At 66.6% G+C, this 12528-nt stretch carries 14 protein-coding genes; 1 reads left to right on the top strand and 13 read right to left on the bottom strand.

The genetic code is table 11. The features are described from left to right. Positions 1-19: 19 nt before the first annotated feature. The 13 genes from JHC79_RS01500 to JHC79_RS01440 all read right to left on the bottom strand — a co-directional run bounded on the left by JHC79_RS01500 (position 20) and on the right by JHC79_RS01440 (position 11304). A complete protein-coding gene (locus tag JHC79_RS01500; RefSeq protein ID WP_296388102.1) occupies positions 20-1633 on the bottom strand; it encodes a hypothetical protein in 1614 nt (537 codons plus the stop codon). Continuing rightward, positions 1627-2547: a hypothetical protein gene (locus tag JHC79_RS01495; RefSeq protein ID WP_296388101.1), complete on the bottom strand. Its 921-nt coding sequence runs from the start codon at positions 2545-2547 to the stop codon at positions 1627-1629. The genes JHC79_RS01500 and JHC79_RS01495 overlap by 7 nt, the downstream gene beginning before the upstream one ends. Positions 2548-2580: 33 nt before the next feature. Next, positions 2581-3225 (bottom strand): hypothetical protein, encoded by a 645-nt coding sequence (locus JHC79_RS01490; protein WP_296388100.1) that lies wholly within the window; start codon positions 3223-3225, stop codon positions 2581-2583. Between the two features lie 18 nt (positions 3226-3243). Then, positions 3244-3492 carry a hypothetical protein gene (locus JHC79_RS01485; protein WP_296388099.1) on the bottom strand — a complete coding sequence of 83 codons (249 nt, stop codon included), beginning with the start codon at positions 3490-3492 and terminating at the stop codon, positions 3244-3246. An 11-nt stretch (positions 3493-3503) separates the two neighbouring features. Continuing rightward, positions 3504-3794, bottom strand: a complete 291-nt coding sequence (locus tag JHC79_RS01480) for a hypothetical protein (protein WP_296388098.1) — start codon at positions 3792-3794, stop codon at positions 3504-3506. 48 nt (positions 3795-3842) lie between these two features. Continuing rightward, positions 3843-4541: a hypothetical protein gene (locus JHC79_RS01475; RefSeq protein ID WP_296388097.1), complete on the bottom strand. Its 699-nt coding sequence runs from the start codon at positions 4539-4541 to the stop codon at positions 3843-3845. A 5-nt stretch (positions 4542-4546) separates the two neighbouring features. Then, positions 4547-5122, bottom strand: a complete 576-nt coding sequence (locus tag JHC79_RS01470; protein WP_296388096.1) for a hypothetical protein — start codon at positions 5120-5122, stop codon at positions 4547-4549. After that, the gene (locus JHC79_RS01465; RefSeq protein WP_296388095.1) at positions 5119-6162 is read right to left on the bottom strand and encodes a transglycosylase SLT domain-containing protein; all 1044 of its coding nucleotides are present in this window, start codon (positions 6160-6162) and stop codon (positions 5119-5121) included. The genes JHC79_RS01470 and JHC79_RS01465 overlap by 4 nt, the downstream gene beginning before the upstream one ends. A gap of 55 nt (positions 6163-6217) precedes the next feature. Further along, positions 6218-6952: a hypothetical protein gene (locus JHC79_RS01460; RefSeq protein WP_296388094.1), complete on the bottom strand. Its 735-nt coding sequence runs from the start codon at positions 6950-6952 to the stop codon at positions 6218-6220. Then, positions 6939-7457, bottom strand: coding sequence for a hypothetical protein (locus JHC79_RS01455; RefSeq protein ID WP_296388093.1), 519 nt, complete (start codon positions 7455-7457; stop codon positions 6939-6941). Before JHC79_RS01455 ends, JHC79_RS01460 begins: the two co-directional genes overlap by 14 nt. Positions 7458-7468: 11 nt before the next feature. After that, positions 7469-9079 (bottom strand): cutinase family protein, encoded by a 1611-nt coding sequence (locus tag JHC79_RS01450; protein WP_296388092.1) that lies wholly within the window; start codon positions 9077-9079, stop codon positions 7469-7471. Between the two features lie 259 nt (positions 9080-9338). Beyond that, positions 9339-9995 (bottom strand): hypothetical protein, encoded by a 657-nt coding sequence (locus JHC79_RS01445; protein ID WP_296388091.1) that lies wholly within the window; start codon positions 9993-9995, stop codon positions 9339-9341. Between the two features lie 229 nt (positions 9996-10224). After that, positions 10225-11304: a hypothetical protein gene (locus tag JHC79_RS01440; RefSeq protein WP_296388090.1), complete on the bottom strand. Its 1080-nt coding sequence runs from the start codon at positions 11302-11304 to the stop codon at positions 10225-10227. A 781-nt stretch (positions 11305-12085) separates the two neighbouring features. On the opposite strand from JHC79_RS01440, the gene JHC79_RS01435 reads away from it, so the two are divergent. Continuing rightward, positions 12086-12520 carry a hypothetical protein gene (locus JHC79_RS01435; RefSeq protein WP_296388089.1) on the top strand — a complete coding sequence of 145 codons (435 nt, stop codon included), beginning with the start codon at positions 12086-12088 and terminating at the stop codon, positions 12518-12520. Positions 12521-12528 lie beyond the last annotated feature (8 nt).

The raw sequence follows: 12528 nt of genomic DNA, 5'->3' as shown, positions 1-12528 counted from the left end.
ACGGCAGCGACCGTGACGTTCATTCGGCACGCCCGCCCTGTGCGCCGCCGTCGTTGCCGGGCGGGCCACCGCCTGCGGTGTCGTCGACAGCTGACCCGGTTGCTTGGACTGCGGCACCGATCTGTTCACCGAGCTGACCGGCCATGCCTGAGCCGCCGGCCCCCGACGAGCTGCCGCCCATCGCCTCGGAGCCGCCAATCGCACCGGACGCCCCGCCGGATGCGCCACCGGCTGCGCTGGCACCGCCGGTCGCTGCGGCGGCGGCACCGGACATCGCCATCTCGCCCATGCCGCCGCTACTGCCGCCACTGGAATTGCCGGTCGGAGCCTCCGACGAGGACTGTCCGCCGTCGGCCGATCCGCCGCCGCTACCGCCGCCCATCATTCCGGCGATTGCCTGCCCGCCCACTGCGCCGCTGGCGGCGAGGCCACCGGCAACCAGCGCACTCGCACCGCTGCCACCGACTTCAGCGACAGCGGGAACGACCAGGCGCATCAAAGCGAACAGTGCGAACCCGGAGAACGCGAGCATGATCATCCCGAGCAGGCGTCCCATCGGGGTCGAGCCGTTCGCCGCCCACAGCGCGAGGGCGATCATCGACGCCGCGACGGGTTTGTACAGGACGAACGCGATGCCCCAGCCCTTGATCTTCTCCCACGCCTGGGCCCCGGCTTTGGTCCCTGATGCGGCCGCGACGATGGGGGCGAAACCGATGACGGGCATCAGCAGCAGGATCTGCATGACGACGCACACCGCTTGGACCAGTGCGCCGATGATCCCGAATATCGCCATGATGATGATCAGGAACGGCCCCAGACCGGGGATGGGGCCGACGACGAGCAGGTTCTTGACCGCGCCGAGGGTGCCGCCATCGGTGTTTCCGGCTTGCTTGATCAGGTAGTCGGCGAGAGCGTCGCCCAGAGCGCGACCCAGCAGAAGGAACGGCCCAAATGACCAGGCGGCGAACGCTGCCCGGGTGATCATCTTCGCTGTTTCCTCGGCGACCTCAGCGCGGGCGTGCGCGCGTGCCCAGGCCAATCGCAGACCGGCGATCGCCATCGACAGGGCGAGCAGCGACACCTGGATGTAATAGGTTGCGTCGTTGAGCTGCTTCGGTGCAGTGGTCTCGAACTCTTGTGGGATCGGGATGTGCAGCCACCACGTCATCATCAGCGTCAACCCGTCGCCCCAGGAGCTGATCGCGGCCTGCGCGAGCTTGCCGACGCTGGAGTCCCACAACGCACTCGCCGCATCGCCGGGGTGGGTGGCGGCGTTGGTGGCCTGGCATGCCTGGTTCGCGACGCCGCCGAGGCTCTCGCCGCCGGGGATCACTGCCTTGGCCAGCGCGCCCAGAACGCCTCCGGCGGTGTTGCATTCCTTTGCGTAACCGTAGAGCGAGCTATCGCCGCCACCTTGTTGACCGGTCGCCCCGGTGCCCGGGGTCGCTGTCGCATCCGGTTGTGCTGGGGACGCGGGAGCACCGGGCGGTACCGCTGAGGAGGGCGGCGAGGTGGCCGGGGGTGACGTGTCCGGGGCTGCGGCGGCAATGGCCGCGCCGCCGAACAGCAGCAGGAATACCGCCCCGCACATCGCGATCAGCGCGAGTTTCAGGGTGTGTGACGGTGTCACCATGTGGTCCACCCCAGAAGTGAGTTGGTTTGTGGGAGTTGCGGATCAGGGTCGCCGATTTTGAGGGTCCAGTTACCGCCGGACCAGACGAGCTGCTCCTGAACCACCCCCCACGACGTGACGGCGTCCTGACCGCCGAACCCGATCGGGACGGCGTACTGGGTGACCGCGAAATCGGGGGCGTAGCTGATGACCCGAAACGCGTCAGGGCGCAGCAGCAACCGCGGTTTGACTGCCGGGGCCCCCGGAGTGATCGCCTCATCGATGTAGCGCTTGTGCGCGGCATCATCGCCCGCCAGGGTCTGTCCCTGGGCGACAGCACGGCGTGCGTCCTGGCTGCCTTGGAGTTGACGGCCGAAGATCTGATAGCCGGCCAGAGCTGCACCCTGCGGGGTGTGGGCGAACCCCGACACCAGCGGCCCGTCCAGGATAGTCGGACCGTCCGAGGTCGAGTACGGCAGAGCGAGACCGAAGAAGTACTCCCACTTCATCCCGGTCGGGACGGGCAGCGGTAAAGCGGCATCGAACGCGCTGGACGATGAGCGCGACGACTGCTCGAGTGGCTGGCCGTAGACGTTGATCGGGACGTCGACGCGCCGGTTGTTGTAGTCGATGCTCGGGGCACCGAACTCGCCTGCGGGGGAGGACCCGCTCGGTGAGACCGTCGTCGAGGCCGGCGGGGGCGCAGACACCTCAGGAGCGAAGCTCTTCGCCGAGTCGTTCGACCCGCCGAACGCAACGACGACCACCGCCCCGACAACTGCGGCGAGCAACACAATCACCGAGAGCCACAACGTGATCGGTGAGCGCATCATCCAGCTGCGTTCGTCGGCGTCGAGCGATTCTGGGAGGTCGGGGATCCGGTAGCCGCCCCCCTCGTCGTCGGGGGTGGTCGTCTTCTTGCCGCCCAGTTTCATGGCTGCGCTCCTTCGTCGAAGTCGTCGGATGGGTCAGTTGCCGGGGGCGGCGAACGCAACGACGTCGCGGGCGACGCCGTCTTGAACCATCTGCGGTGCAGGGGGATTGCTCGCCGGGTCGGGCAGTAGCAACTTCCAGTCATCGCCGCGCCAGATCGCGGTGGTCGGTGTGGCGGTCGAGACACCCGTCGCGTCGCGGGTGACGACAACCGCGTCAGCACGCTCGGGGGTATAGGTGGTGAACGTGTAGCCCACGTACTGCTGTGCCTTGGTGGCCTTCGAGCCGGAGGTGATCGAGGCGAAGACCCGGGTCGAGGCGAACGCATCACGACCGGGGCCGGGAGCGGTGACAGCGTTGAGAACCTGCGGCCAGGCACCGTCCGGGGTCAGACTCAGCCGCGCCTGAGCCTGTTCGATGGTCAGGATCGCGCCCTGGGGTGTGTGGCTGTATCCGCTCGGCACCCCGCCGACGCTGGTCTCGTTGGGTCCATCGACCCTTGAGGTCGGCACCTGCACGCCAGAGAAGTCCGACCAGTGGACCTGGGTGGGGGCGCGGCCCGGTTCGGCTGGGGCCGAGGACGGGGAGCCCGAACCGGTGTCGGTGCCGCTACACCCGGCGAGGACCGCGGTGATGGCGATTGCCGCGGCGAGCGTGTTGAGCAGGGTGCGTGCAGACATGACAGGGCCTTTCGAACGTCAAGATTGGACGATGATGAAATTGGCGGTCGCGCCGCCGGTCGAGATGAGCAGGCACGCCACACAGATCCAGATCAGATGGGCGCTGGCCTTGTCGTGGCCGTCGCCGTCGAGGTAGGCCTTGGCGTAGCGAACGCCGGCGAATACCCCGGCCAACGCGGTGAATCCGATGATCAGCCACAGAGCCTGGCCGAACAGCTGGTCGGTGCGGGCGCGGACTTCGGTGTCGTCGGCAGCAAGGAGGAACATTGTCGACCCGCTCAGCCCAGGGCCAGTGAGTTGACCAGTGCTACAGCGGTACCGGTGAACACCGCTCCGACGCAGACGCCGCCAAGGATCATCATGCGTTCGCGGGTGGACTCACCGGAGACGTACGAGGCGGCGAACTTGACGCCAGCGAACACGCCGATCAGCGCGAGCACCGCGACTGCGGCCCACAACCCCATGTTGAGTAGCGACTGCCACTTGTCGCCGCCGGTCGGGGTCTGCGGGCTGCTGGGACCGATGTCGGCCAGGACGGTGGCCGTCGAGGCGAGAACCGTTGAGATCATTGCCGTTTCCTTCTATCGTCGGGTGAACTGGTTGGTGTCCAAGTGGAGTTACCGGGTGGTGATGGCTGTGCGGGCCGCGGCCAGCAGGTTGGCTTGCAGGTCGCGGATCGGTTCGGGCGGTGTGATCGAGAAGTCGCGGCGGTCCCTCTTGTCCTCGGGCAGCGGTTGTCCGGGTGCCAGTGACGGCAGCTGGTCGGGGGTCATCGATCGCCACGGTTCGATCCACCCGACGTGCCAGTGCGCGGGAGCAGCCGCCTCGAGCACGGCGAGCTCGGTGCGGACCTCGGGCCGCAGGGGGCGATCGGAATCGGCGACGGTGATGACTCCGAGAAGTTGGCCATAGGCCCCGGTTCCGCCCGCGTGGTACTGCGAAATCAGGTCATAGGCGCGTCGAAGACCCGATAAATGGGTGCGCGCGACGATGACTACCAGCGGTGAATCACCGGTCTCGGGTGCGGCATCGGGCCAGGTCCGGTCGCAGTCCCCGGCCGGGGCGATCGAGGCCGTCAGGACGCTGACCCCGGCACCGCCGTGGGCACCGAGCAGCCATAGCAAGGGTTGTTCGGCGGAGAACTCACCGCGCCCGACCGGGCCTTCCCAGACCTGGGCGCACCGGTTGGGCGGTGGCATCCGGGCACCGGGCACCGCGCGACTCGACGGCGACCCGCCGTCGTCGACCCCGGAGTGGCAGTCCCGGTCGTCACCGGTGGTGTGGTCGTAGTCGCTGTTGCGGGATGGATAGGCCATGTCGCTCACCTGACCTGGATTTGAGAGAGACGGAATCCGCCGGAGGAGACGCGGGTGGTCAACGCTGTTACTGAGAAGTCGTTGACGGTGCGACCGGAGCGGCCGGCGGGACCTGGGGTGGGCTTTTTCCCGGGGGACGCCGTGAGTATCTGGTGCACCAGGTAGATGACGTGGCCGTCTTCGCGGGCGACGCTGACCTGTGCGGTGGTCGCCCACCCGGCGTCGCGCTGGGCCAGCCAGTCCGCGCCGGGGTTGATCGACCCGGGCCCTTGCGGTCCTTGTTCGGTGGCGGTGTGTAGCTCGCCGGTCATCAGGGGCAGCGCACGCGCCGATGCGGAGTGCGGGTTGGTGTCGGTAGCCGGATCCCAGGAGAACATCACCGTCAACGCGGTGGTGATGAGCTGGGTCTGATCGCAGGTGTTTGCGGTGCCGAAGGCGGTGTTCGACAATGGATCAGAGCAGGAGCGTGACGTCGAGGCCGGTGGCACGGTGTCCTCGCCGATGCCGCATCCGGTGAGCGCGAGTAACGCTGCCCCCAGGATCGCAATCGCGATCGCGGAGGCGCGGATCCGGGTATTCACAGGACTTGCACCCCGTGGCCGTCGCGGACCTTCGATACTTTGAGGACGTCCCCGGATTCGGGGGCTTCGATCATTGTTCCGTCGCCGCGGGCCAGGCCCACGTGTTCGTCACCGTTCATCAAGATGAGGTCACCCGCCTTTAGGTCGCTCATGGGTACAGCTCGCCCATCGCCGCTCTGGGCATGTGTGTTGCGGCCCAATCGGACTCGTCCGTTGGTTCCCTGAAAGAGTGCGTACTGCGTCGCGCCTGAGCAGTCGAAGCCGACCTTGTTGTAGTCACCGTGTGCATCGGCCACGCCGCCGTCGTGGATGCCTTTGGTCGGGCCGTTGAAATCGCCGCCGCCCCAGGCGTAGGTGATGCCGAGGTACTGCATCAACGCCGCGACGGTCTGCTGGCCCTCGTCGACACCGGGCCGGTAGGTGTACTTGCCGCCCTTGCCCACGCCCGGACCACCGAAGGTCGACCCGGGCTGGGTGTATCTGGCCATCTTCGACTTGATGGACTTCGCATAGGCGATGGTCTCGGCGTAGGGGGGCTCGCCGCCGTACTGCACCACCGCACCCTCGCCGGCGTTGTAAGACCAGCTGATGACGTCGAGGACGTCGCCTTTGACCGCACCGGAGGCGATCTTGGCCTTCATGTTCTTTGCGATCGTGCAGTCGTAGCGGCCTTGCGCAGCAATCGAGGCAATCGGATCGAACGGATCGCTCAGTCCATACGCTGCAGCGGTTCCGGGCATGAACTGGGCGATGCCCTGCGCACCGGCCGGGGACACCGCTCTGGGGTTGAACCCCGATTCCTGCTCGAGCTGGGCGGCGATGAACGGTGCCGGTACCTCCGGGCACACCGAGCCCGCGGCGGTGATCGCGGCCTCGAACTCCGGCGGTACCGTTCCGGGCTTGAGCTTCGCCGACGACAACCCGGTCTGGCCGGTGGTCTGGCTGTCGGAGTCGACCTGGACCAGCCACACCACCAGCAGCATCACCACAGCCATGACAGCCGCGACGAGAGCCAGACCGGCTTTCTTCGTGGTGTTCATGGGTTCCCCTCGTGGGTGGTGTGGCTACTGGCGGTGTGGTCGGAGCTCGCGGGGCTCAGCGCTGGCGGGCCTGCGCGGCGGTGCGGCCGGAAGGCCGGCCGAAGTCGTCAGCGATGACTCCGGCCAGCACCCGCCACGCCTCGCGGGTCTTCTTCGCCAACCGCGCCGGGTCGACCAGCGCACCCTCGGACAGGTGCGGATCGAACGGGATCTCGACGACCGCGCGGACACGGTTGGCGAAATACTCTCGGCACGAGGCCATATCGATTTCCGGGCGACCGGGCCGCTGGTGGGACACCACGACGACCGCGGCGGACACCAGATGGCGGTAGGGGAAGATGTCGCGGCCGGAATGGTCGGTCACGCGCTCCCCGGTGTCGGGATCGATCAGCGGCGAGTTGTAGAGCCAGTCCAGCGTCTTGGTCGCCGCGTCCGCGGAGTCGACCTTCGCTGCCATCGGCACCACCACCGTCGAGGCCGACGCCAGCACCGCATTGAGTGCGTCGTGCTTCACGCCAGTGCCGTTGTCAGACAGGATCACTGCGTAGTGCTCGCGCAGGATCTGATAGACGCGGCCGTAGTCGGCGGCACTGAACGATTCGCTGACCGCGGGATCGAGCGGGGATGCGAGTACCTCGAGGCGGGCCGGGGACTCGTTGGTGTGCCGGCAGATGTCGCGGCGACCCAGTACCTGCGTGTCGGCGAGCAGATCGCGTATCGAGGAATCGGTGCGGCGGGTGATCCGGTCGGCGAGGTTGCCGCAGTCGGGGTTGACGTCAACGGCGATCACACCGTCGCCCACGGACCTCGGCGAACGCATTACCCAGGGCGATCGTGGTGGTCGTCTTCGCCGATCCGCCCTTGATCGACAGGACCGCGATCGAGTAGTCGCGGTCCTCGACCGGTTGACGGAGCCGCGCATCGAGCTCACGGCCACGCACGTCAAGCGGGTTCTCACCCGGGTTGATCAGGTGCCCGGTCGTCACGTAGAGCGCTCTGCGCCACCCCGAGGCGGGCGTGGCGCGGACAGTCGCTCGGTTCCACCCGGCTGCGCCTGCGGTCATGTTCTGGCGCGTCAGGACCGGCTCAGCGGGATGCGACCAGGCTTGCGGATCGAAACCCACCTCAGGTCCCCGGACGTCTGACGCGCCCCTTGGGATTCCATGGACCGGGCGCAGGGTCGGCATCGGCCGCGTCTCGTCGGCAGCGTCGTCGACCTCGCTGGAGGCGGTTGCCTGCGGTGCCGGATCGCCGCTACGCAGCCACTGCATGTAATCGTCTGTCGGTTCACTCATGGTGTCGCTCCCTACTGCCCTGAGGTGGTCGTTGTTGTGGTGACCGGCGTCGAGGTGGTTCGCGGGTCGTCGGCTCCATTTCCGATCGACGCAGGCGCGAGATCGGGACTGCTGGCTGGCAGGGCAGTAGAGCTGGTCGTCGTCGTCGTGGTGTCGGTCGTCGACGGTGAATCTGTCGATCCGCCCAATGAGGTATTGTCGGCGAGGTCCTTGACGGCTGATTCGAGCCACTGCGCGACGAAGCCGGTCGGGGCCTTGCCGGTCGGGGTGACCGGGGTCGAGGCGTAGGAGCCGTGCAGGCGCACGGTGTTCCAGTACCTGACGTCGGTGGCCATGTTCACCAGGGACTTGTTGTCGGTGATGTCCTGGCTGATCTCGTTGAAGAAAATGCTCTGGATTTGGTCGACCCCGATCGGCGGCAACATCTCCAGCGCTGCCGAGCCGAGCTTCTGACCAAAAAGGATCAGCGCGGCAGCAGGATTGGCCAGACCGACAGTTGCCAGCTCGGCGATATTGCCCGGGGTGATGATCTTCTTCGCGATCGCGACGCCGGTGTTGAAAGCGATCGTCCCGACCTTGACCATCGCCCCGACGACATCGGCGCTGCCCTGCGGGTCGCTGCCATCGGCGACGCGGGAAAGCAACGTCTTCTGCGGGGTGTACTGCAATCCGGCGGTGGTGCCATCGCCGGTCTGGACGTCGTCGTTGACAATCGTTGCTGTGGAACGGATCGCGGTACCGCCCAACGCCAACGCCACGTCGATCAGCGTCTGCTGGGGGTCTTGCTGGTCGAGGTGGAGCTGCCCGGAGATGTTGGTGGCGAGCTTGACGACAGGGGAGTCACTCGCCGAGCACGCCAGGTCGCCGGTCTGGCAGAAGCTGGTGACACGACCCGACACTCCACCGAAGCCCTGGGTGTCGGTCTCCCCGGGCTGGACCGGGGCGATACCGCCTCCGGTGGAGGGCACCTGGGCGTCGGCGGCTACTTTGGTCACCGCTGCACCGGTGGTGCCCGGGACAGCGGCCGGGCTGATCTGATTGGGGGCACCTGGGAACAGTGATGCGCCTTGCTGGCGCACGGGGTCGGAAAACAGCGCACCGGCGGCGAACATGTCGGCGGGGATAGGGCCCTTGCCGGCCCCGATGTTGGCGATGACGTTGTGCGCGACGTGCGCACCCTGGGAATAGCCCATGATCGCCACCCGTGTCGACGGGCAGCTGGAGTGCACTGAGCTGATCAGCTTGTTGGTGTTGGCGATTCCGGTCTCGACACTCTGGGTGTAGGTGTCGGTCGACTTGTCACCGGCGCGTCCACCGAAGCTGGCCGGATACGGAACGTAGTCGCGATCAATGAGCGTCTTGTTCGATCGCAGCGCGTTGTCGACGGGAATCAGGACCTGCGAGAGCATCCCGGAGTCGACCTTAGAGTTCGTGGTCGTCGATGACTCGGTGGTGCCCTGCAACGCGAACACGTGAAGCAGTGGGCACGATGACGCTGCGCTCGCCGTCTGCGGCACCACGGCCCCGGCGGTGATGATCGCGGCCGACACACTCACAGCGGTCAGCCCCAGGCGTACGCGGCGACGGGGTGCTCGCAGCCGCAGGGTGGGCGGTAGATTCATCGGGTTTTCCTCCAGGACAGTGGTGTTGAGTTGGGGGGAAAGACGGCGGCCACCAGAGACGACGCCAAGGCGGTGGCATCCTCATCTGGTGGCCGACGAGTCAACCCGCGCTGTGGTGCGCTGATTGACGTGTGTGAGCGCCCCCGCCTGGGCGCATCACGGCTGAGCTATCTGTTCAGCACGTGATCCGTTGGGAATAGATTGGTGGTCGGGCCCAGCTGGCCACCAGCGCAGCTCTTTTCGGACCGGATCGGCATGGTCACTTCCCTTCGATTGGGTCTTTGGCCACCGATGTGATGACGGTCTTATCGCCCACATCCGCGGTCTTGGCGAGTTGGTAGAAGAGGTTCGGGGGCTGACCGGGGACCATCTCGTTGACGGTGACCGCCCACAGCCCCGCGCCGCGATCGGTGATCGCCACGCAGTGAGTGGTGCCGACGGGGACGGCGTTGATGAAGCCCTGGAGCTTGGTGACCGTGGTCCTTCGGGCGGACGGTGCTTGAAACGCCTGTGCCGCGGCCGCGGAGCGGGTGACGTAATAGGCGAACTGAAACGCTTTGATGACCTCGACCCCGCCGCGCGGACCGCCGGCATCGTTCCCGGAGGACACCGGGCCATCGGCCAGCGTCGGACATCCTGGCACCAGCGCAGACGGTGCGACCGCCGGAGCGGTGGCGGGGGAAGTGATAGGACTCGCCGCGATCGAGGCAGAGGTGTCAGCAGATGGAATGGCGATCGCGGTATTGACGGACCGAGAACCGAGCATCGGCGAGATCAGCCCCGCTGAAGCGATGATCCCGATCACGACGAGGACCAGCAGGCTGCCCAGCGATACCGATAGTGCGCGTCTATTGCGCCGCCGTGACGCCCCCTGCGCACGACTCGCAGCGGGAGCCGCTATCGGTGCGGTGGACATCTCGACAGGCTCAGCAGACGGTGACAGCAGCGGGGGCACAACAGGAGTCACGGTGACTGGTCTGAGTACCTCCCTCGGCGGTGCAGCTGGCCGCTGAGGAGCCGAACCTGGTACGGCCCCAACGACTGCCACCCGCCGCCGAGGCAACGCCTCGCCAGCAGGAGTGGCTCGTCGTCGCGCGGGGCGGCGACCATTGTCGGTGGAGCCATAAGCCATGAGTGATCAGCCCCTACCGATGCGCCGCAGAATGGCGGGGGTTCACAGCGTGACGGGGTGCGACGAACTGCGGGAACTCCACGTGGACCCCGGCAAGCGAATTCGCCGCGTCACTTATTCGTTTCGTGGCGTCGTCGATCGCATGACGGGCCTGCGCCTCAGCTCCGCCGAGGGCCTTCAATGGGGCCTCGGCCTGGGCCTTTGTCAACCCGACGTGGAAGTCACGACCACCGATCGTGGCCGTGAGATCGACCGCGCCGTTGGTTTCAACGACGTAGCTGACCTTGCCTCTCCCGGGGAGGCCCGCCTCATCACCGACCGTCAGCTGATATCGGTTCGCACCAGGGTTGAGCAATGGCGCAGCCTTACGCAGCGGCGCCGGCGGCCGAGCCGGGTCGTGACCCGGCAGCGTCGGATGGGCCCTGGGGTCACCGGCACCGAGTATGTAGCCAATGACACCGCCGATGGTCCCGCCGATACCGGCACCAGCCGCGGCGCCCCCGAGTCCGAGCACTACGGCACCGGACCCTGCGCCGATCAGCGCACCTGGACCGGCGTTGAACGGTGTGGGCGGAACCAACGCGCCGATACCGGCACCGATCGCCGCACCACCCAGGCCACCGACAACGGCCAGCGGGATACCCAGTGTGGCCGCGCCGACACCGCCGCCGACGACGACACCGATGATCGTGGACGCAGCCTGCCGGTCCGCCTCACGCGGTGACACACCAACCGCGATCAGCGACTGCGCGATCTTGGCCTCGCCATAGGCCGCGTACCGGTTGATCGAGTTGACCTGCGCGTGCGACAGCGGACCGGTGTCCTTGGTGATGAACCGGCCGACCCGCAAGTACCCCTTCGGGGGAAGGATCGGCCGAACCGGTCCACCGGGACGAATCTTGGGAGACGGGGTGGGCTGGGTCGTCGCCCGCGGTGCCGGCGACTGGTTGATGGCCGGTTCGGTGTTGTAGCCGGGGTCGGTGTAGGTGGGGCCGCTGTAGACCGGCCCGTCGTCAATCGGAATGGGCCGGTACGGGGCCTCTCGCGGGGGATCGGGAATCGCGCCGGGCCCGGTGTCGGGTGCGCCCGTCACACCGGCTTGGTCTCCGCCCGAGACGGACGGTGAGGTGACACCGCCCTGGTCGTCTTCGGGAGCGCCAGCAGCCGTTCCCGCACCGGCCAATCCAAGCCCGAGAGCGGCGACAACGCTCGCCACCAACAGCTTCTGTGTGAAGTGCGTGTCATGCGTGATGGCAAATCCGACTAGCGGCAACTTCACCTTTTGTGAGCGGGTGCTCTGCAACACAGTGATTCCTCTCAAGGGTTCATTGGGTAACCCGGTCGCGTAGCTCGTAGCTCGTAGCTCGTGCGCCGAGCAGTCGCCGACTTCTCAGTGGACGTCGTAAGACCTTCACGGGAACGCTAACACGTCACAGAGACATCACAAGTGCAAGGACGAAGACTGGCGAAGGTCATATGCAGGTGAAAGAGGCGTCACGAACGATTATGATGGTTTTATGACGGTTAGAGGACCCACAAGCTTCGGTGACTCAAGACGCGTGGCTCGGGGCGATAAACTCAGGCCCGTGCCCGATCAGATACCGCCGCAGCTGGCATTCCTCGCTGATGCGGTCGTTGAGCGGCGACGGACTCTTGGTCTCACCAGGGATGCTCTACGCCGAGCAGGCGGCCCATCGGATTCGACCATGGCGCGAATCGAGAGCCCGACCGCGTCGACCGCGTTCCCTCGACCGAGCACTCTGGAGCGCTTAGACACGGCCTTACAGTGGCAGCGCGGTTCTGCTGCAGGCTGTCTTGACCTCCGGCCCCCGGTACCGTCAGGACCGCTCGGCTCGTCGTCAGACTCTGAATCCGTGATCGCAAGTGACGACGTCGGGCGTGCGAGTCAGTCCGTGACGCCGCCTGATGCGCTTGACTTTAATTATGTTGAGGTTCCCGCTGATGTGCTGCGCGAAGGCTTGGCCCTCATCCAGAGACTGACGCCCAGCGCCGCGGTAGATGCTGACGTCGCGACCGCACTGATTCGGTTCGCGCACAAGCTCAGCGCCGCCCATGCGACTGAGGTGCTGGAACGTTTCGGGGGGCCGGGTCGGACCGTTCCCGGATTCCTGCAAACGGCGTTCGGGCCGTACCTGCTAGATGAAGTGCCGTTCGATGATGCGACAGTGCAACAACGCGATGACCAGAGATATCGCCGTTGGCTAATCGGAATTGCAGAAGACACAGATGGGCGATTTTCGAATCGGTTCGACCGGAAGATGCGCGCTATCAGCGTGGCGACGCACTAGGGTCTGCA

Source organism: Williamsia sp. (assembly GCF_016462415.1).
Classification (GTDB): domain Bacteria; phylum Actinomycetota; class Actinomycetes; order Mycobacteriales; family Mycobacteriaceae; genus Williamsia_A.
The sequence above is the reverse complement of the archived record's forward strand: the minus strand, read 5'-3'. Positions and strand labels throughout refer to the sequence as shown.